This is a genomic window from Kitasatospora sp. NPDC057595 (genome assembly GCF_042800875.1).
GTDB lineage: Bacteria > Actinomycetota > Actinomycetes > Streptomycetales > Streptomycetaceae > Kitasatospora.
This window is the reverse complement of sequence record NZ_JBHVGL010000015.1, coordinates 75510-95822: the sequence shown is the minus strand read 5'-3', so window position 1 is coordinate 95822 and position 20313 is coordinate 75510. Positions and strand designations below refer to the sequence as shown.

The 20313-nt window shown below is 73.7% G+C and carries 15 protein-coding genes and 1 pseudogene; 4 read left to right on the top strand and 12 right to left on the bottom strand.

From position 1 onward, the window contains the following. Positions 1–27: 27 nt before the first annotated feature. Positions 28–1440: a type I glutamate--ammonia ligase gene (gene glnA / locus ACFU9E_RS22735; protein WP_380685060.1), complete on the bottom strand. Its 1413-nt coding sequence runs from the start codon at positions 1438–1440 to the stop codon at positions 28–30. A gap of 281 nt (positions 1441–1721) precedes the next feature. Between glnA and ACFU9E_RS22730 the strand changes: the two genes are divergently transcribed. After that, the gene (locus tag ACFU9E_RS22730) at positions 1722–2189 is read left to right on the top strand and encodes an RDD family protein (protein WP_380685059.1); all 468 of its coding nucleotides are present in this window, start codon (positions 1722–1724) and stop codon (positions 2187–2189) included. Between the two features lie 155 nt (positions 2190–2344). Here ACFU9E_RS22730 and ACFU9E_RS22725 read toward each other — a convergent pair whose 3' ends face one another. From ACFU9E_RS22725 to ACFU9E_RS22705, 5 genes and pseudogenes are all read right to left on the bottom strand, one after another. Further along, positions 2345–3034, bottom strand: coding sequence for a DUF4191 domain-containing protein (locus tag ACFU9E_RS22725; protein WP_355361867.1), 690 nt, complete (start codon positions 3032–3034; stop codon positions 2345–2347). Between the two features lie 160 nt (positions 3035–3194). Continuing rightward, positions 3195–3374, bottom strand: a pseudogene (locus tag ACFU9E_RS22720) (hypothetical protein); the annotation flags it as partial. A gap of 215 nt (positions 3375–3589) precedes the next feature. Beyond that, positions 3590–4543, bottom strand: a complete 954-nt coding sequence (gene lipA, locus ACFU9E_RS22715) for a lipoyl synthase (protein ID WP_380687515.1) — start codon at positions 4541–4543, stop codon at positions 3590–3592. Positions 4544–4719: 176 nt separating this feature from the next. Next, entirely contained in the window at positions 4720–5490 is a 771-nt protein-coding gene (lipB, locus tag ACFU9E_RS22710; RefSeq protein WP_380687517.1) for a lipoyl(octanoyl) transferase LipB, read from the bottom strand. A 141-nt stretch (positions 5491–5631) separates the two neighbouring features. Beyond that, on the bottom strand, positions 5632–7563 hold the full coding sequence (locus tag ACFU9E_RS22705) for a helix-turn-helix domain-containing protein (protein WP_380687513.1): 1932 nt from the start codon (positions 7561–7563) through the stop codon (positions 5632–5634). Positions 7564–8208: 645 nt separating this feature from the next. Between ACFU9E_RS22705 and ACFU9E_RS22700 the strand changes: the two genes are divergently transcribed. Continuing rightward, a complete protein-coding gene (locus tag ACFU9E_RS22700; protein WP_380715274.1) occupies positions 8209–10116 on the top strand; it encodes a regulator in 1908 nt (635 codons plus the stop codon). Positions 10117–10155: 39 nt separating this feature from the next. Here the strand turns inward: ACFU9E_RS22700 and ACFU9E_RS22695 are convergent, their stop codons facing one another. From ACFU9E_RS22695 to ACFU9E_RS22685, 3 genes are all read right to left on the bottom strand, one after another. Beyond that, a complete protein-coding gene (locus ACFU9E_RS22695) occupies positions 10156–11388 on the bottom strand; it encodes a cation:proton antiporter (RefSeq protein ID WP_380686978.1) in 1233 nt (410 codons plus the stop codon). Between the two features lie 143 nt (positions 11389–11531). Continuing rightward, complete coding sequence (locus tag ACFU9E_RS22690) at positions 11532–12860, bottom strand: NAD(P)/FAD-dependent oxidoreductase (RefSeq protein ID WP_380686975.1); 1329 nt, start codon at positions 12858–12860, stop codon at positions 11532–11534. A gap of 434 nt (positions 12861–13294) precedes the next feature. Continuing rightward, positions 13295–14200: a TIGR01777 family oxidoreductase gene (locus tag ACFU9E_RS22685; RefSeq protein ID WP_380686970.1), complete on the bottom strand. Its 906-nt coding sequence runs from the start codon at positions 14198–14200 to the stop codon at positions 13295–13297. 130 nt (positions 14201–14330) lie between these two features. On the opposite strand from ACFU9E_RS22685, the gene ACFU9E_RS22680 reads away from it, so the two are divergent. Together ACFU9E_RS22680 and ACFU9E_RS22675 are read left to right on the top strand one after the other, a co-directional pair. Next, on the top strand, positions 14331–14840 hold the full coding sequence (locus ACFU9E_RS22680; protein WP_380686968.1) for a GNAT family N-acetyltransferase: 510 nt from the start codon (positions 14331–14333) through the stop codon (positions 14838–14840). A gap of 170 nt (positions 14841–15010) precedes the next feature. After that, positions 15011–16033 (top strand): DUF2510 domain-containing protein, encoded by a 1023-nt coding sequence (locus ACFU9E_RS22675; RefSeq protein WP_380686966.1) that lies wholly within the window; start codon positions 15011–15013, stop codon positions 16031–16033. Between the two features lie 46 nt (positions 16034–16079). On the opposite strand, the gene ACFU9E_RS22670 is transcribed toward ACFU9E_RS22675, so the two are convergent. The 3 genes from ACFU9E_RS22670 to lpdA form a co-directional block, all read right to left on the bottom strand. Then, a complete protein-coding gene (locus ACFU9E_RS22670) occupies positions 16080–16595 on the bottom strand; it encodes a DUF4240 domain-containing protein (RefSeq protein WP_355361845.1) in 516 nt (171 codons plus the stop codon). Between the two features lie 195 nt (positions 16596–16790). After that, positions 16791–18584, bottom strand: a complete 1794-nt coding sequence (sucB, locus tag ACFU9E_RS22665; protein ID WP_380684863.1) for a 2-oxoglutarate dehydrogenase, E2 component, dihydrolipoamide succinyltransferase — start codon at positions 18582–18584, stop codon at positions 16791–16793. A 56-nt stretch (positions 18585–18640) separates the two neighbouring features. Beyond that, the gene (gene lpdA, locus ACFU9E_RS22660) at positions 18641–20047 is read right to left on the bottom strand and encodes a dihydrolipoyl dehydrogenase (RefSeq protein WP_380684862.1); all 1407 of its coding nucleotides are present in this window, start codon (positions 20045–20047) and stop codon (positions 18641–18643) included. Positions 20048–20313: the final 266 nt, after the last annotated feature.

The following is a 20313-nucleotide window of genomic DNA, read 5'->3' as shown; positions in this document are numbered from 1 at the left end:
CTGCGTTTCCGCAGGTCGGAGGGACCTCTACAGGTCGTAGTAGAGCTCGAACTCGTGGGGGTGGGGGCGGAGGGCGATGGGGGCGATCTCCTGGGTGCGCTTGAAGTCGATCCAGGTCTCGATGAGGTCGGGGGTGAAGACGTTGCCGGCGAGGAGGTACTCGTGGTCGGCTTCGAGGGCCTCCAGGACGGCGGGGAGGGAGGAGGGGACCTGGGGGACGTTGGCGTGGTCCTCGGGGGCCAGCTCGTAGAGGTCCTTGTCGACCGGCTCGAGGGGTTCGATCTTGTTCTTGATGCCGTCCAGGCCGGCCATCAGCATGGCGGAGAAGGCCAGGTAGGGGTTGGAGGAGGGGTCGGGGGCGCGGAACTCGATGCGCTTGGCCTTGGCGTTGGAGCCGGTGATCGGGATGCGGATCGCGGCGGAGCGGTTGCGCTGGGAGTAGACCAGGTTGACCGGGGCCTCGAAGCCGGGGACCAGGCGGTGGTAGGAGTTCACCGACGGGTTGGTGAAGGCGAGCAGCGACGGGGCGTGCTTGAGCAGGCCGCCGATGTAGTAGCGGGCGGTGTCGGAGAGCCCGGCGTAGCCCTGCTCGTCGTAGAAGAGCGGCGTGCCCTGGGTCCACAGCGACTGGTGGACGTGCATGCCCGAGCCGTTGTCGCCGAAGATCGGCTTCGGCATGAAGGTGGCCGTCTTGCCGTTCCGCCAGGCGACGTTCTTGATGATGTACTTGAACAGCATCAGGTCGTCGGCGGCGTGCAGCAGGGTGTTGAACCTGTAGTTGATCTCGGCCTGGCCGGCGGTGCCGACCTCGTGGTGCTGGCGCTCGACCTCCAGGCCGGCCCTGGCCAGCTCCAGGGACATCTCGGCGCGCAGGTCGGCGAAGTGGTCGACGGGCGGGACGGGGAAGTAGCCGCCCTTGTACTTGACCTTGTAGCCGCGGACGTCGCCCTCGGTGGAGCCGCTGTTCCAGGCGCCGGCCTCGGAGTCGATGTGGTAGTACGAGGCGTTGGCGCTGGTGTCGAACCGGACCGAGTCGAAGACGTAGAACTCCGCCTCGGGGCCGAAGAACGCGGTGTCCGCGATGCCGGAGGAGGCGAGGTAGGCCTCGGCCTTCTTGGCGACGTTGCGCGGGTCGCGGCTGTAGGCCTCGCCGGTCACCGGGTCCTGGATGAAGAAGTTGATGTTGAGGTGCTTCTCCTGGCGGAACGGGTCGAGCCGGGCCGTGGCGAGGTCGGGGACCAGCGCCATGTCGGACTCGTGGATGGCCTGGAAGCCGCGGATCGACGAGCCGTCGAACATCAGGATCTCGGACGGGTCGAACGTCGCCGCGGGTACGGAGAAGTGCTGCAAGACGCCCGGCAGGTCGCAGAAGCGGACGTCGACGAACTTCACGTCGTTGTCCTGGATGAACTGCTTCACTTCGGCGGCGTTGTTGAACATCCATCCTCCTCGGTGTTGCGAATGTGGCTCACCCTAGGAACGGGCCGTTTCCGGTCGGTGACCCAGTCGTTTCCTGAATGTTAACCACACCTGTCCGGAGGGCGGCAAAGCCGTACGGGACCGGACAAAACGCCTTGGCCTGCCAGGTGGGGCCACCAGAGTGGTCTGGACCATTCGGTGGGAGTGGTGGAAAGCCGGCGACAGCCGATTCACCCGTCGGTGGCGGGTCCGGCGGGGGAGGCGGTGGCCGTCCCCGGCGTTCGCCCGGTTAGTGTGGATTCGTGGACACCAGAGAAGCGTTGGGATCGTGGATCGACGGCCCGAAGGCGGCCGCCGAGAAGATGGGCGCCGACTTCGGCCACCGCGGTGAGCGCCTCGGACTGCCCAAGGAGGGCCCCGGCTCGATCGCCGGACCCGGCCGCCGGATGGGCGCGCTGTTCGTCGACGGCTGGCTGGTCGCCCTGGTCTCCTACGGGCTGATCGCCAAGGGCTCCGCGTCCTCGGCGAACATGTGGACCACCCCGCTGTTCTTCGCGGTCACCGTGCTGCTGCTCGCCACCACCGGGACGACCGTGGGCAAGCGGCTGTTCGGGCTGCGGGTCGTCCGCCTGGACGGCAGCCGGGCGACCATTCCGCAGGTGCTGCTGCGCACCGTGCTGCTCTGCCTGCTGGTGCCGGCGCTGGTCTGGGACCGGGACACCCGCGGGCTGCACGACAAGGCGGTCGGCACCGTCGAGGTCCGGATCTGAGGACCCCGGTCCGGCCGTCGAGGCCCGGACCCGGGCACCCCGGGCCCCTCGGGGAACGCACCGGGAGCGCACCGGGAACGCACGAGAACGACGAACGGCCCCGCCGCGGAGCTTCCGCGGCGGGGCCGTTCTCGTGCTGTCGACGGGGGAGGGGGTCAGCGGACCTGGCCGCCCTTGGGCATCCGGGCGCCCTTGGGCATCGGGCCCTTGGGGATGGGGGCCTTGGAGAGCAGGTCGCCCAGCGCGCGCAGCCGGTCGTTGGTCTCGGTGACCTGGGCGGGCGTGATGGCGCGCGGCAGACGCATCAGGTGGATCTGCAGCTTCTTGAGCGGGACCTCGCCCTCGCCGTTGCCCACCACGATGTCGTGCACCGGCACGTCGCCGACGACCCGGGCCATCTTCTTCTTCTCGGACGCGAGGAGCTGGCGGACCCGGTTCGGGTTGCCCTCACCGATCAGCGCGATGCCGGCCCGGCCCACGGCGCGGTAGACCGCGTCCTGGCTGCGGGTGACGGCCACCGGGGTGGTGTTGGCGCTCCAGCCGCGCCGGATGTTGTTCAGCACCGCCGCGACGGCGCCCGGCTGGCCCTCCATCTGCCCGAACGCGGCACGCTCGGCCCGGCGCCCGAAGACGATCGCCATGGCCAGGACGGCCACGATGAAGCCCAGGATGCCCAGGTAGACGGGGTGCTCGATCGCGAAGCCGATGGCGAGGAACACGCCGAAGGTCAGCAGGCCGACGCCGGCGATGATCAGGCCGATCTTGGTGTCGACCTTCTTGGTCATGGTGTACGCCAGGCGGATCTGCTTCAGTCGCCCGGGGTTCTCGGATGTTTCCCTCGCCATAAGGCTCATGGTACGTGGCGTGGGTACGGGATATCCAAGCCCGGGTGCCCGTTCGCCCCGAACCGTGACCCGGGTGCCGTTACGGAAGCGGTCGGCGGCGCGCCGCCCGGCCCGTTGCCGACCCTGCGACGGGGCCGGCCGCGGAACCGGCCGCGGGGCCGGACGGGAGGCCCGCCGGAGCCCCCGACACCAGTGCGTCGTGCCGCCGGTCGGCCGCGTACCGGCGGTTCTCGCACACCGCCGCCCAGGCGTTGCGCCGGGCCTGCCGCTGTCCGCCGGACAGCAGGACGCTCTCGGCGAACCGCAGCGCAACCCCCATCGACCGGATCCGCATCTGCATGCCGAACAGCTCCCCTCGCGGCCGTGGCCGTGGCTGAGAAGAATCGAACAATCGCGACGAGTCCATCGTCACCACCCCGTGTTACCAGCCCGTGACCAGGCAGTCAAAGCGTGATGAACGCGGAAGGGCGGAGCCTCGGCTCCGCCCTTCCAATGGCTCAAACACGCTCACGCTCGGCGAGCACGCCCGGCCGGTTCGGCTCTCGGCCGGTCGGCTCAGACCGCGGCCTGCTCCCGGCGCTCCAGTGCCTGCCGGTACAGCCGCCCGGCGCGGTACGACGAGCGGACCAGCGGACCGGACATGACCCCGGCGAAGCCGAGCTCCTCGGCCTCCTCCTGCAGCTCGACGAACTCCTGCGGCTTGACCCACCGCTCCACCGGGTGGTGGCGCAGCGAGGGGCGCAGGTACTGGGTGATGGTGATCAGCTCGCAGCCGGCCCCGACCAGGTCGGCCAGCGCCTGGCTGACCTCCTCGCGGGTCTCGCCCATGCCCAGGATCAGGTTGGACTTGGTGACCAGCCCGGCGGCGCGCGCCTGGGTGATGACGTCCAGCGAGCGCTCGTAGCGGAAGGCCGGCCGGATCCGCTTGAAGATCCGCGGCACCGTCTCGACGTTGTGCGCCAGCACCTCGGGACGGGACGAGAAGACCTCGGCCAGCTGCTCCGGCACCGCGTTGAAGTCCGGGATCAGCAGCTCGACGCCGGTGCGGCCGCCCTCGCGGCCGGCGGTCATCGCGTGCACCTGGCGCACCGTCTCGGCGTACAGCCAGGCGCCGCCGTCCGGCAGGTCGTCGCGGGCGACACCGGTGATGGTGGCGTAGTTGAGGTCCATGGTGACGATGGACTCGGCGACGCGGCGCGGCTCGTCCCGGTCGAACTCGGCGGGCTTGCCGGTGTCGATCTGGCAGAAGTCGCAGCGGCGGGTGCACTGGTCACCGCCGATGAGGAAGGTGGCCTCGCGGTCCTCCCAGCACTCGAAGATGTTGGGGCAGCCGGCCTCCTGGCAGACCGTGTGCAGCCCTTCCTTCTTCACCAGCGACTGGAGGGCGTTGTACTCCGGGCCCATCTTCGCGCGGGTCTTGATCCACTCGGGCTTCCGCTCGATGGGGGTCTCGCTGTTGCGGACCTCCAGGCGGAGCAGCTTCCTGCCGTCGGGTGCGACAGCGGACACGTGCGACTCCTAGAACTAGACGGGGTACCCCCAGGGTACGCCTGTGCTTGTACGGCCTTCGCCGGGGCAGCGGCCCCGCAGTCGCAGGGCAACAGGGCTACCGGTGGGTAGATTCCCGGGGGGTGTTGACGGGGGACGAGCGGCTCTGGGGACGAGCGGGTGCCGGGGCGGGGGCCTCAGCGGCCGGGGGCCGGCTCGGGCAGTTCGGCGAACACCTCGGCCAGGTGCTTCTCGACCAGCGGCAGCGCCTCGGAGACGGTGAGGTCCCGGCCCAGCTCGCCGGTCAGCGAGGCGACCCCGGCGTCCCGGATGCCGCACGGCACGATCTTGTCGAACCAGGTCATGTCCGGATCGCAGTTCAGCGCGAAGCCGTGCATGGTGACCCCGCGCGCGACCCGGACGCCGATCGCGGCCAGCTTGCGGTCGTCACCGCGCTGTCCGGCGTTGGACGGCGCGTACTCGGGGCCGGCCAGCCGCGGGTCGATGCCCAGCGGCAGGCCCATCCGCAGGGTGAGCTTGCCGATGTCGACGACCTGCTCCGGGTCCACCACCGCGTCCGGGATGGTCTCGCCCAGCACCCAGACGCCGCTGCGGCCCTCGACCCGGGTGCTCTCCACGCCGAACGCGCCGCAGCCGCGGATCAGGGCCTCCTCCAGCCGCCGCACGTACGCGATCACGTCGATCGGGTCCGGCAGCTTGACGATCGGGTAGCCGACCAGCTGGCCGGGGCCGTGCCAGGTGATCTCGCCGCCCCGGTTGACCTCGACCACCGGGGTGCCGTCCAGCGGCAGATCGGCCGGGTTGGTGCGCTTGCCCATGGTGTAGACGGGCTGGTGCTCCAGCAGCAGCACCGTGTCCGGGATCTCGTCCGCGACCCGCAGGGCGTGCAGCCGCTGCTGCTCCTCCCAGGCCTCCTGGTAGGGGACGGCGCCCTCGCCGATGCCCATGCGTATGAACCGCACGTTCTCGCTCACCACTGCTCCTTGCCAGGCGTTCGAGACCAACCTCCCCACTGTACGCCCGCCCGTCGGCGGACCGGCCGGGCCCCTGTCCGGACAGCACGGCCCGAACGGCGCCCGGCGGGCCGCTCACGGCCCGGACAGCAGCTGCAACCGCAGCGCCAGCTGGAGCTCCAGCGAGCGCTCCGGGCCGTTCCAGTCCCCGCCCAGCAGCACCTCGACCCGGTCCAGCCGCTGCACCACCGTGTTCACGTGGACGTGCAGCTCGTCCTTGGCCCGGGTGAGGCTGCCGCCGCAGTCGAAGTACGCGCGCAGGGTGCGGACCAGCTCGGTGCCGCGCCGGGCGTCGTACTCCAGCAGCGGGCCCAGCGTCGCGCGCACGAAGCCCGCCACGTCGTGGCCGTCGCCGAGCAGCACGCCCAGGAAGCCGAGCGCCCGCGCCGAGGCGCCCTCGCCGGACCGGCCGAGCACCCGCAGCGCCCGGACGCAGCGCAGCCCCTCCCCGTACGCGGCGGCCAGCGCGACCGGTCCGGCGGCGGGAGGGCCGGCGCCCACCGTGACCGGGAACCCGGCCAGCCGGGCGAGCCGCTCGGCGGCGTGCCGGGCGGCCTCGGAGCCTCCCGTGGCATCCCCTTCGGCGGCCCCGCCCTCGCCGGCCGGGACCAGCAGCACCACCGCCTCGCCGTGCTCCGCGCCGATGCCCCGCGAGCCGAACAGGTACCGCCCGGCCGCGCCCGCCAGCCGGGAGCGGGCAGCGGCGTCCCGCGGGTCGCCCGGTTCCGCGACCAGCACCAGGTGCGGGCGGCCGAGGTCCACGCCCAGCCGCCGGCCGCGCGCGGTCAGCCCGGCCGGGTCCCGGTCCGCAGCGGTGAGCAGATCGGCCAGCAGCTCGCCGCGCACCCGGTTCTCGGTCTCGGCGACCGAGCGCCGCAGCAGCAGGAGCAGCGCGGTCACCACGCCCGCCCGTTCGAACAGCCGGCGGTCGGCGTCGTCGAGGTCCGGACGGCCGCGCAGCACCAGGGTGCCGAGCTGCTCCTGCCCGGCCAGCACCGCGCACACCCAGGCCGCGCCGTGCCGCACCGACCGCCCCTCGGCCCGGGACGCGGCCGCCGCCTCGGCCTGTCCGGTGCCCGGTGCGGCGGCCCGGCCGGCCAGGGGCTCGCCCTCGGCGTCCAGAACGGCTATCTCGCCGCCGAGCAGGGCGGCCACCGCCGCGGCGACGTCCGGCACCTCGGCCCCGCGCAGCACCAGGTCGGTGAGCCGGTCGTGGCCCTGCGCGGCGCGCTGGACGGCGGCGGAGTGGGCGCGGATCAGCTCGTTGGCGCTGTTCAGCTCGGTGAGCGCGGCCCGGGTGTCGGCCAGCGACTTGGCGGTGTCCAGCGCGATGGCGGCGTGCGCGGCCAGCGTGCAGAGCAGCGCGACCTCGTCGGGGGAGAAGGCGCGCGGCGAGCGGTCGGCGGCGAAGAGCACGCCGATCACCCGGCCGCCGAGCAGCAGCGGCACGCCGATGATCGCCACCAGGCCCTCGTCGAGCACGCCCGCGTCGATGGTGCCGGTGTGGTGGAAGCGGCCGTCGGTGCGGTAGTCGGGGGTGGCGTACGGGCGGGCGGTCTGTGCGACCAGGCCGCCGAGGCCGTCGCCGAGGCTGAGCCGCAGGGTCTGGAAGAGCACCGAGACCGAGCCGTCGGTGACCCGCATGTAGGTGTCGCCGGCGGCCTCGTCCGGGAGGGTCAGATAGGCGGTGTCGGTGCCCAGCAGCATCCGGGCCCGGCGGACGATCGCCTGCAGCACGGTGTCCAGGTCGCGGGAGGCGGCGAGGTCGCCGGCGGTGTCGAAGAGCGCCGTCAGTTCGGTCTCGCGGCGCCGGTGCTGGCGCATCGTGCGGTGGACGCGCAGGGCCTGCCAGGTGGCGTCGTCGATCTCGCTCAGCACCGCCGCCGGGGCGCCCTGCCGGCGGGCGTCGGCGAGTACGTCGGCGAAGTCCTCGGTGGCGGCGCCGGAGACGAGCAGGTCCAGCAGACGGCGGAGCGCGGGTGCCGAGCTGGTGTGGAGGTCGTTCAAGGTGCGGCCGCCCGTCGACAGTGGGTGTTTCGTGCCCCAAGGAGGGAAGCGAGATCGTAGCTGTTCGGCCCCGCCGGTCGTCGGGGGCCGGCCGGCATGCGGTAGTGCGCGCCGAGCTCCGGACTCCCCGTCAGGCCCCTGCCGGCCCACGGTAGGAAGCGCGGGGGAGCGACACTATGTGGACGGCCGCTACATCCCGGCGGATCGTCATAGGTGTGCGGCCCACGTCCTCGACGGGGCGTCCGGAAGCCGTCGAGCGGCCCGGTCGGTGGTCCGGGCGGCGGTCCGGCCGGCGGTCCGGTGCTCGACCGCGGGGGCGCGTTTTCGACCGCGACATCGGCACAGGCCGGCTCCGCCTCCCATGTGGCGGCTCCCTACAGCACCCCGCTGAACTGTGGTGTTCCCCGCCATCACGCCGTCGGCGCGGCCGATGGCCGAAGAGCGTCCTCCAAGCCAAACCCATCCAGAGGTGTCTTCCCCACAATGGGCGCGGATGCTTCACCCGTTCGGAGGATTGCTGGGTCAGAACCACCCATAGCGCCCGAATGCTCGCTACATTCACGCCGATTCCCGACAGGGGGCGTCGCCACAGGCAGCCGAACCGCTGGTGGAGCCGGTGCGGCGTCCGAGAGGTGTTGACTGACTATGCCCCAAAGGCCTGCAACCGACAGCCCGGCGTACGGACCGCTCGACCCGCTCGACCAGCACCGAGGTCCGGTCGGCCGGGCCCTTCCGGACGCCCCCGACGCCCCGACCGCCGCCGACGACCTGCGGCTGCCCGAGCAGGCCACACCCGCCGACCGGCACGCCGCAGAGCACCACGGTGCCGAGCTCCATGCCGCCGAGCACCACGCCGCAGAGCGTCATGCCGCCGACCGGCACGCCCCGGAGCGGCCGCACGCGCCCGAGCGGCCGCACGCCCCGGAGCGGCACCAGCCGGCCGGCACCACCCAGAACCTCCAGCTCGCCGCGCTGATCGAGGAGGCCGGCTTCTCGCACGCCGGCCTGGCCCGCCGGGTCGACCAGCTCGGCCTGGAGCACGGCCTGGACCTGCGCTACGACAAGACCTCCGTCACCCGCTGGCTCCGCGGCCAGCAGCCCCGCGGCGCCACCCCGGCGCTGATCGCCGAGGTGTTCACCCGCCGGCTCGGCCGCCGCCTCACCGCGCAGGACCTCGGCCTGGACGCCTGCGCCCCGGTCTACGCCGGCCTGGAGTTCGCCGAGACGCCGCAGGAGGCGGTGGACATCGTGGCGAGCATGTGGCGCAAGGACATCGGGCCGCAGTCCGAGCTGCGCCGGATCGCCTTCACCCCGGCCGGCCTGGTGGTGCCCAGCCGCGACTGGCTGATCGGCCGCACCGACGAGCGGGTCGCCAGGGACGGCTCCACCCTGGTCCGGCCCGATCCCGGAACCGGGGTGCCGCCCGTCGGCCCGCCCGGCGCGGCCGTCGGCCACCCCGTCGGCCCCGCGCCGCGCGGCCCGGCCCCGGTCGCCCGGACCGGCCCCGCCGGCGGCGGTACTGCCCCGCCGGCCGGCGCCGCCGGGTCCGCCGCGCTCGGCGCCCGGGTGCCCACCCAGAGCCGGCGCCCCCCGATCGCCGTCGAGCCGCCCTTCCACGACCCGGGCCGCGATCAGCGCCCGGCGCTGCGCGTCGGCCGGGGCGACATCGCCGCCATCCGCGCCGTCGGCGACCTGTTCCGCGCGCTGGACCACGCCTACGGCGGCGGCCACGCCCGCCAGGCGCTGGTCCGCTACCTGGAGAGCGAGGCCGAGCCGATGCTGCGCGGCCGCTACGGCGAGCAGATCGGCCGTGCCCTGTTCGGGGCCGTCGCCGACCTCACCCGGCTGGCCGGCTGGACGTCCTTCGACATCGCCGCGCACGGTCTGGCCCAGCGCTACTTCGTCCAGGCGCTGCGGCTCTCCCAGGCCGCCGGGGACCGCGCGCTCGGCGGGTACGTGCTGGTGACGATGAGCCAGCAGGCCGTCCACCTCGGCCACGGCCGGGAGGCCGTCCAGCTGGCCCGGGTCGCCCAGCAGGGCGTGGGCACGGCGGTGCCGCCGACCGTGCAGGCCCTGCTGCACGCCGCCGAGGCGCGCGGGCACGGCCTGCTCGGCGACGTCCGCTCCTGCACCACCGCGCTGGTCCGGGCCGAGCGCGCGCTGGCGGCCGCCCGGACCGGCGACGACCTGCCGTCCTGGGCCCGGTTCTTCGACGAGGCGCAGCTCTCCGACGAGTTCGCGCACTGCTACCGGGACCTCCAGCAGTGGCGCACGGCCGCCCAGCACGCCGAGAAGTCGCTGCGGCTGCGCTCGCCCGCGTACGCCCGCAGCCGGATCTTCTGCCGGCTGGTGCTGGCCACTGCCCGGCTCGGCATGGGGGACCTCGACGAGGCCTGCGGCATGGCGACCGACGCGCTGCGGGCGGCGGGGGAGATGCGGTCGGCCCGGTCGCTGGAGTACGTGCGCGACTTCCACCGCCGGCTCACCCCGTACCGGGGCAGCCCGGTGGCGCGGGCGTTCGAGGAAACGGCCCGTCAGGCGGGGGTGATCTGACCGGCCCGAGAACGCACCGGCCCCGACCGGTCCGAGGCGTCACCAGCTCTCGGCGTTCACCCGCGGCCGGCCGCCCCCGACGGCGGCCGGCGGCCGGACGTCCCCGCGCAGCCGCTGCGCGGTCAGCGGGAACAGCAGCACCGAGAGCATGCCCGCGCCGACCAGGGCGGCCGCGGTCGAGGACGGCAGGTGGCCGGTGTCCACCTCGATCGTGGTGATCACCACGACCAGCGGCAGCGCGGTCGCGCCGTACAGGCCGAGCGCGGCCCGGTCACGCCGCCCCAGCCCGGCGGGCGCGAGCAGCGCGGCGGGCACTCCGCGCAGGGCGAGCAGCAGGAGCAGGAAGACCGGTACGAGCAGCAGCGTGCCCGGGTCGCCGAGCAGCGCGTCCAGGTCGAAGCCCATCCCGCTGACGACGAAGAACACCGGGACGAGGAAGCCGAAGCCGATGCCCTCCAGCTTGGCCTCGATGACCTCCTCGGTGTGCCGGGGCATGTCGCGGAGCAGCAGCCGGGAGACGATGCCGGCGGTGAACGCGCCGAGCAGCATGTCCAGCTCCAGCCAGAGCGCGGCGGCCACCATGGTGGCGAGCACCAGGACCACGGTGCGCACGGCGAACTGACCGGAGGTGCGCAGGGTGCGCCGGATCAGCCCGGTCATCCAGGCCGGCCGCGGGCGCCGGGCGCCGCCGACCGCGACGGCGGTGATCACCGCGAAGGCGGCCAGGACGACGGCGGTGCGGGCCGGGGTGTTGCCGCTGAGCAGCACGGCGACGGCGATGATCGGCCCGAACTCGCCGACCGCGCCGGTGGCCATGACCAGCGAGCCGAACGGGGTGGGCAGCTCCCCGGAGTCGCGCAGCACCGGCAGGATGGTGCCGAGCGCGGTGGTGGTGAGCGCCAGCCCGGCGAAGGCGCCGTCCAGCGGGTGCGGGTCGACCAGCGCGCCGAGGACGAGCGCGGCCAGCACGGTGACCAGCCAGGCGGCGGTGGCCCGGCGCAGCGGGCCGCCGCGCAGTCTGGCGAAGTCGATCTCGTACCCGGCCAGGAACATCAGCATGGCCAGCCCGAACCGCGAGAGCGCGTCGGTCAGGACGTCGACGTGCACCCAGCCCAGGGCGTCGGGGCCGATCAGGACGCCGAGCAGGATCTCGAACACCACGGTGGGCACGGCGATCCACCGCAGCAGCCGGTCGGCCAGCAGCGGGGCGGCGACCGCGGCGGCGGGGACCAGGATCAGCGCGAGCGGCTGGACGGTGGGTCCGGCGCTCACGCGGCGGCCGGTGGGGTGGCCGGTGGGATGGCCGGTGGGGTGACGGGAATCATCCGATCAGCGGTCATATCGGCATACTGGCATGCGGTCCGTCACCCGTCCGACAGCCCGGACCGGCGACGGACCGCGTGCCCCCGGGCCCGTCAGGCCGCGGCGGCCTCCGGGGTGCTGGTCGGCAGCCCGAGGTCGCGCGCCACGGCCTCGGCCGCGCGCCGTCCGGAGACCAGCGCCCCCTGCACGCTGCTGGTGTCCCGGTGGTCGCCGCACACGTACAGCCCGGCCAGCAGCCGCACCGGTCGCCGGGTGTTGTGCGGCGGCGGCATGGCGGGCACCGCGTCCGGCAGGTGCCGCACGCCGAGGAACTGCCAGCCGCCGGTCGGCGTGCCGTACAGCTCCGCCAGCCGTTTGCGCACGGCCGGCTCCAGCGCGGCCGGCCCGCCGGCGTCGAAGGCGCGGCGGCCGAGCACGGTGGTGGCGATCAGCGCCTGCCCGGGTGGGGCGTACGAGGGGTGCAGCGCGCTGAGCACCAGCGAGTGCGAGACCAGCGACGGCCGCCCACCCGGACGGTCGCCGTCCAGCAGCAGCGCGGCCTCGCCCAGCGGCGCCCGGTCGGCCGCGTGGTGGAAGGTCGTGACGGGGTGGAAGTCCGGCAGCCGCAGCCCGGGCAGCAGATCGGCGGCGGAGCGGGGGTCGGTCGCGACGATCACGGCCTGTGCGCCGATCCGCCCGTGTTCGGCGGTCTCCACGCCGTCGGCCGCGATCGCGGTGACCCGCACTCCCGTGCGGACGGTGCCGGGGGGCAGTGCGGCGGCCAGCTGGGCCGGCACGGCCGCGATCCCCCCGGCGGGCAGACAGAGCCGGCCGCGCGCGTAGCAGCGCAGCACCAGGTCGGCGACCCGGCTGCTGGTGCCGAGGGCGGGGTCGCTGAGCAGGGCGCCGAGCAGTGGGCGCAGCAGGCCGTCGACGGTGCGCGGGGCGAGCCCGCGTTCGCCGAGGGCCCGGGCGGCGGTGGTCTCCGGCCGGGCCTTCAGCCGGCCGGGCGGGGTGGCGGCGAGTCGGTTGAGCCAGCTGCCGAGGCGTGCCTTGTCCAGCGGGCTGCCCAGCGGTACCCGGGCGGCGGCCTGTCGGGCGGTGGTCAGCTGCGGGTCCCCGACCCGGTACCGGCGCCCGCCGTTGTGCACCAGGACGCCCGGGGCGAGCGGGCGCAGGTCGAGGCGGTCGAGGTCGAGCACGCGGCGCGGCTCGGGGAAGGCGGTGTTCAGCAGATGGCTGCCGTGGTCGAGTCGGAAGCCGTCCTGCTCGTGGGAGGCCGCGCGGCCCCCGATCCGGTCGGCGGCCTCCAGGACCTGGACGGTGATGCCGTGGCCGGTGAGCACGCGGGCGGCGGCGAGGCCCGCGAGGCCTGCTCCCACCACGACGACGTCCGGATCGGACTGTCGGCGGGTTCGGCGAGTGAAGTCGTACGTGGGCACGGGTGGCTCCCTCCCTGGTCCCGGATGTTTCGGGCCGGCGCAGGCAGCGGGGTGCTGGGACACGGTCCGACCGGTGTGATGCCCAGTCAGTGCGACGGTCAGACAAGCGCATCGGGCCCGATCCGAGGCGGGGAAGAGGAGTGATCGCATCCAGTGGGGACACCGTCACGGACTGTGCGCCGATCCGGCCGTGATGGCGTCCGGCGGGCGCACACCGTCACCGGGGGCGCGTAGCGCGCCCGCCCTGTGCTCCCGTGCGCCCCCTCCCGGAGCCCCTCCCGGGAATTCACCTCGCAAGCGCCCGGCAGGCGTCCCGCCACCGCCCGGCCTCCGTTCGGCATATGCCCCTGGCCAGGGTGAACGTCGTAGCGGCGCCTACGCGCCGGGGCCGGGCGCGACCACGAGCCCGGCCCCCGAAGGCTCCCGCCCCTTCCTCAGAGCGCCGCCCGCGCCGCCGAGTCGACGTCCGGGTGCTCGAACCGGAAGCCCGCGTCCAGCAGCCGGCGCGGCACCACCCGGTGGCTGCCGACCACCTCGACCGCCAACTCGCCGAGGACCGCCTCCAGGACGGCCCGCGGCACCGGGAAGGGCGTCGGCCGGCGCAGCGCCCGCCCGAGCGCCGCCGTCAGCTCCGCGTTGGTCACCGGCTCCGGGGCGGTCAGGTTGACCGGACCGCTGATGTCCTCCCGGTCGATCAGGAAGCGCAGCGCGGCGACCTCGTCGGCGAGCGAGATGAAGCTCCAGTACTGCCGGCCGTCGCCGAGCCGCCCGCCGAGGCCCAGCCGGAACAGCGGCACGAGCCGGCCGCCCGCGCCGCCGGCCGCGGAGAGCACCAGGCCGGTGCGCGGGTGGACCACCCGGATCCCGGCCCGCTCGGCCGGTGCGGCGGCGGACTCCCACTCCACGCAGACCTCGGCCAGGAAGTCGTCCCCGGCGGGCGAGGACTCGTCGATCACCCGGTCCCCGGTCTGGCCGTAGTAGCCGACGGCCGAGGCGCTGACGAGGACCTTCGGCGGCTCGTCCAGCCCGGCCAGCGCGGCGGCCAGCGTCTCGGTGCCGAGCACCCGGCTCTCCCGGATCTCCCGCTTGTAGCCCTCGCTCCAGCGACGGTCGCCGACTCCGGCGCCCGCGAGGTGCACCACCGCGTCGACCCCGGCCAGCCCGGCCCGGTCGACCTGGCCCAGCAGCGGGTTCCAGCCGATGGCGGTGGTGCCGTCCGGCCGGGGCCCGGTCTTCGAGCGGTGCCGGACCAGCCGCACCACCTGGTGCCCGTCCGCCAGCAGTGAGTCGACGAGTGCCGAGCCGATCAGTCCCGTGGATCCTGTGACCGCGATTCTCATGCGTCCATCCTCGCAGCCGGTCGCGCCCGTTCACGGGAGCGCCGGTGCCGTGCGGCTCCGGCGGGGAGAGGGGAGAGCGAAGCGGCGGCGGGGGAAAATTCCGTGTACGTCAGCGCGGCCCGTGGTTAGCATGCCGCGCATGCACCAAACCGACGATCTGATCATCCGCCCGGCCCGGCCCGAGGACGAGAAGGAACTCGCCGTCCTCAACCGCACCACCTGGACCCCGCTGGCCGAGGTCAGCCCGCGGCCCGCCGAGGACGCGGGGGTCTTCGACGAGCGCCACCCCCCGGACCAGTACCGCCTCGCCCTGCTCGACGGCCGGATCGTCGGCTACATCCGGATCGCTCCGCCGACCCCGGTGCCCAGCAACCAGCACGTGCGCCAGATCCAGGGACTGGCCGTCGACGCCTCCGTCCGCGGCCGGGGCATCGGTGTCGCGCTGGTCGAGGAGGCCTGCCGGACGGCCCGCGGCCAGGGCGCCCGCAAGCTCACCCTGCGGGTGCTCGGCCACAACGCCCCGGCCCGCGCCCTCTACGGGCGCTGCGGCTTCGTGGTCGAGGGCGTGCTGGCCGAGGAGTTCCTGATCGACGGCAAGTACGTCGACGACGTCTGGATGGCCCGCCCCCTCACCGACTGAACCGACTGAACCGACTGAACCGGCCGGCCCCGCCGACCCGGCGGACCCCGGCCGGACCCCGCACCGCCCGGCGCCCGACTGACGTTCCGTCAGAGCCGTTGCCCGGGTGGTGCAGAGTCGTGACGGACCCGGCCTGTCTGGAGCATCACCCGGGCGGGTACCGTCTTGCCGTGAGCAACTCGACGCCTCCCGGGTGGTACCCGGTTCCGGGTGCGGACGGCACGGCCGGTCATGAGCGCTGGTGGGACGGCACGGCCTGGACCAGTGACGTGCGCCCCGTCCAGGCGGGCGGCGGCCCGATTGCCGACGCCCCGACGCAGGTCTCCTGGCAGAGCCCCGGCGGCCCGTCCGCCGCGCCCCCGCCGCCCTCGTACGCCTACGGCCCGCCGCAGCCGGGGCAGCCCGGCTACGGCTACCCGGCGCAGAACCCGCCGGCCTACGGCTACCCGCCGGCCGCCTACCCGCCGCCCTCCAAGCCGAACCGGATCAGGACGGGTACGGCCGTCGGCATCGGGGTCGCGGTGCTGGCCGTGGTCGGCGTGGTGGCCGCCATCGCGCTCAACAGCGGCGGTGACGGTCCGTCCGCCGACAGGTCCCGGCCGGTGACCACGGTCACCGTCACCGACACCCCGGCCCCGACCAGGCCGGACTCGCCGTCGCCCACCACGTCGGCGCGCCCGGCCCCGGCACCCAAGGACACCGTCGCCGATCCGCAGCACGGCATCACCGTGCCGGTCTTCGAAGGCTGGGAGGCGAACACCAGCGGCGAGCACTCGACCGTCTTCCTCGGCACCGGCCAGTACACCTGCCCCGGCGGCGGCAACTGCATCCGCGGCCAGTTCTCGGTCGAGAAGGACACCATCTCCGGCACCACCGCCCGCGCGGCGGCCGAGGCGGCGATGCCGGCCTACGCGGCGGCGATCTTCACCGACATCAGCTCGCACACCGACGCCGGCTCCTCCAGCACCACGGTGGCGGGCATCGCCGGGTACGCGGTGCGCTGGCACATCGTGACCTCGGACGGCAGCAAGGGCTACATCCTGCTGGCGGCCGTCCCGGCCAAGGGCGGCGGCTACGTGGCCTTCGAGGGCGGGGTGGACGACGCCGCGGGCGCGCCCGACCCCTCGGCCCTGGACCAGATCCTCAAGGGCATCAAGCAGGACACCGGCGCGGCGGGCGGTTCGAGCGCCTGAGCCCCCGGCCGCGCCCGGTGTCGGCCGTCCCCTCAGTCCCCCGTCCTCAATCCCCGTACCGCTCCCAGAGCTTGGGGAACCGTTTCGCCATGACGTCCGGGTCGTCGAAGTCGAAGGCGGCCCCGGACGGCCGCGCGGGCTGCCGCCCGCCCACCTCGGGCAGCGGCAGTCCGGTCAGCTGCTCGTAGGCCTCGTCGGCGGCGTAGCCGAGGTCCTCGGCCTCGCCGTCCTCCTCCTCGTCGAACTCCGGCAGCAGGTCCGCCAGGTCGTCGGGCTCGTACAGGCCGCCTTCGAAGACGTCCCGGCCCTGGCCGATCAGCCAGCACCGGAAGTAGTCGAAGGAGTCCTCGGAGGCGCCGCCCAGCAGCAGGTACGCCGCGCCCCACAGGTCGTAGCGGTAGGCGCGCTGGAAGCGGGCCTCGAAGAGCCGGGCGAAGTCGATGACGTCGTCCGGGGCCAGCTCACCGAGCCGTTCCACCAGGCGGTCCGCCTGCTCGTCCGGGTCGCCCTCGGCGGCCTCCCGGGTCTCGTCGATGATCAGCCAGAAGTCGGTCTCGTCCATCACCGCTCCAGCATCCCTGTTCGGTCGCACGCGCGCATGCGAAGAACGGGTGAATCACCCGGAACCGCGCGAAAAACCCGGAACGGCGCGAAGCCCCCGGCGGCGGCCACCGGAAGGGCCCCGGACGCGCGGAACCCCGCGCCGTCCGGGGACGGCGCGGGGTTCCGGTGCTGCCGGAGGTGAACTCCCGGGACCTTACAGGCCGAGCTCGACCTCGAACTCGCCGGCCTCCAGGATCTCCTTGACGGCCACCAGGTAGCGGGCGGCGTCGGCGCCGTCCACCAGGCGGTGGTCGTAGGAGAGCGACAGGTAGGTCATGTCGCGGATGCCGATGGCGGTGCCGCCGTCGGCCTCGATGACCACCGGGCGCTTGACCGTGGCGCCGATGCCCAGGATCGCGGCCTGGTTCGGCGGCACGATGACGGTGTCGAACAGCGCACCGCGCGAACCGGTGTTGCTGATGGTGAAGGTGGCGCCGGACAGCTCGTCCGGGGTGATCTTGCTGTCGCGCACCTTGCCGGCCAGCTCGGCGGTCTTCTTGGAGATGCCGGCGATGTTGAGGTCGCCCGCACCCTTGATGACCGGGGTCATCAGACCCTTCTCCGAGTCCACCGCGATACCGATGTTCTCGGTGTCGAAGTAGGTGATGGTGCCCTCGGCGTCGTTGATCCGCGCGTTGACGACCGCGTGGCTCTTCAGCGCCTGGGCGGCGGCCTTGACGAAGAACGGCATGGGGGAGAGCTTGACGCCCTCGCGGGCCAGGAAGCCGTCCTTGGCCTTGGCGCGCAGCGACATGATCTTGGTGACGTCCACCTCGACCACGCTGGTGAGCTGCGCCTGCTCGTGCAGGGCCTTCATCATGTTGTCGCCGATGACCTTGCGCATGCGGGTCATCTTGACCGTCTGACCGCGCAGGGCGGACGGCGCGGCGGCGGCCTTGGGCGCGGCGGCCGGAGCGGCGGCGACCGGGGCCGGGGCCTGCACCTGGGCGGCCTTGGCGGCCTCGGCGGCGGCCAGGACGTCCTGCTTGCGGATGCGGCCGCCGACACCGGTGCCGGTGACGGCGGACAGCGCGACGTCGTGCTCGGCGGCGAGCTTGCGCACCAGCGGGGTGACGTAGGCGTCACCGGCGTCGGCGACCGGCGCGGCCGGGGCAGCCGGGGCGACCGGGGCCGGGGCGGCCGGAGCGGCGGCAACCGGAGCCGGAGCGGCAACCGGGGCGGCGATCGGAGCGGCCGGGGCCGGAGCCGGGGCAGCCGGGGCGACCGGGGCCGGAGCGGCGACCGGGGCCTCCACGACCGGGGCCGGGGCGGCGACCGGAGCGGCCGGAGCAGCGGCGACCGGAGCGGCGGCGACGGCACCCGCGGCACCGATCAGCGCGAGCTGGGCGCCGACCTCGGCGGTCTCGTCCTCGCCGACCAGGATCTTCACCAGCGTGCCGGCGACCGGCGACGGGATCTCGGTGTCGACCTTGTCGGTGGAGACCTCGAGCAGCGGCTCGTCGACCTCGACCGTGTCGCCCTCGGCCTTCAGCCAGCGGGTGACGGTGCCCTCGGTGACCGACTCGCCCAGCGCCGGCAGCAGCACCGGGGTGGCGTCGGCGGCCGGAGCGGCGGCAGCCGGAGCCTCGGCGACCGGAGCCGGAGCGGCGGCCGGGGCCTCCGCGACCGGGGCCGGGGCGGCGACCGGAGCGGCCGGGGCGGCCGGAGCGGCCTCGGCGGCCGGGGCCGGAGCGGCGACCGGGGCGCCCGAGCCGTCGTCGATGATCGCCAGCTCGGCGCCGACCTCGACGGTCTCGTCCTCGGCGACCTTGATCGAGGCCAGAATGCCGGAGGCCGGGGCCGGGATCTCGGTGTCGACCTTGTCGGTGGAGACCTCGAGCAGCGGCTCGTCGACCTCCACGCGCTCACCCTCGGCCTTCAGCCAACGGGTGACGGTGCCCTCGGAAACGCTCTCGCCCAGCGCGGGCAGTGTTACTGAGACCGCCATGGTTTCAGCGACTCCTATCAAGTCTTGCGAACTGGAATGGGGGGTGGGGGGCGCGATCAGTCGTGCGCGTGCAGCGGCTTGCCGGCCAGCGCCAGGTGCGCCTCGCCGAGGGCCTCGGACTGGGTCGGGTGGGCGTGGATGAGCTGCGCGACCTCGGCCGGCAGAGCCTCCCAGTTGTAGATCAGCTGGGCCTCGCCGACCTGCTCGCCCATACGGGCGCCGACCATGTGGACACCGACGACGGCGCCGTCCTTGACCTGGACGAGCTTGATCTCGCCGGCGGTCTTCAGGATCTTGCTCTTGCCGTTGCCGGCCAGGTTGTACTTGACGGTGACGACCTTCTCCTTGCCGTACAGCTCGACGGCCTTGGCCTCGGAGATGCCGACGGAGGCCACCTCGGGGTTGGAGTAGGTCACGCGCGGGACGCCGTCGTAGTCGATCGGCACCGGCTTGAGGCCGGCCAGGCGCTCGGCGACCAGGATGCCCTCGGCGAAGCCGACGTGCGCCAGCTGCAGGGTCGGGGCGAGGTCGCCGACGGCCGAGATGGTCGGCACGTTGGTGCGCATGTACTCGTCGACGAGGACGTAGCCGCGGTCCATCGCGACGCCGTTCTCCTCGAAGCCCAGGCCGGCCGAGACCGGGCCGCGGCCGATGGCGACGAGCAGCAGGTCGGCGTCGATCTGCTTGCCGTTCTCGGTGGAGACGCGCACACCGGTCTCGGTGTACTCGACGCCCGAGAAGCGGGCCTTCAGCTCGAACTTGATGCCGCGCTTGCGGAAGGCGCGCTCCAGCAGCTTGGAGGAGCTCTCGTCCTCCAGCGGGACCAGGTGCGGCAGGGCCTCGACGATGGTGACGTCGACGCCGAACGACTTCCAGACGGACGCGAACTCGACGCCGATCACGCCGCCACCGAGGATGACGGCCGACTTCGGGATGCGGTCGAGCTTGAGGGCGTGGTCCGAGGAGATGACGCGGTTGCCGTCGATCTCCAGGCCCGGGATCGAGCGCGGCACGGAGCCGGTGGCCAGGACGATGTGACGGCCTTCGACGCGCTGGCCGTTGACGTCCACCGAGGTCTGCGAGGAGAGCTTGCCCTCGCCCTGGATGAAGGTGACCTTGCGGGACGCCACCAGGCCCTGCAGGCCCTTGTAGAGGCCGGCGACGACGTCGTTCTTGTACTTGTGGACGCCGTTGATGTCGATGCCCTGGAAGGTGGCCAGCACGCCGAACTCGGCGGCCTCCTTCGTCTCGTCGGCGATCTCGGCCGCGTGCAGCAGGGCCTTGGTCGGGATGCAGCCGCGGTGCAGGCAGGTACCGCCCAGCTCACCCTTCTCGATCAGGGCGACGCTCAGGCCCAGCTGGGCGCCGCGGAGCGCCGCGGCGTAACCGCCGCTTCCGCCTCCGAGAATGACTACGTCGAAAACGGTGCTGGCGTCGTTCGCCACGTCACGTCCTCCAAGCAAGGGGTGTGGATCGCCGGGCCGGTCGCGGTCCGGTGGGTCGGAAGCCTTTGTGGGGCGCCCAGTCGTGCCGGAAATACATCTTCGCACTTGTTCGCGGCGACTGATGTCCGGGTCCGCCCCGGGGGCGGCCCGAGGGGCGGTGGCAACACCGGGAACAGTCCATGTCCGGGGCCATCGTCGCAGCTCAGAGCGGGGTTGGCCGGGAGGGCGGCGAGCGGTCGGCGAGCCCTCGGGCCCCCGGGTTCCGCACTGTGGAACAAAGTTTC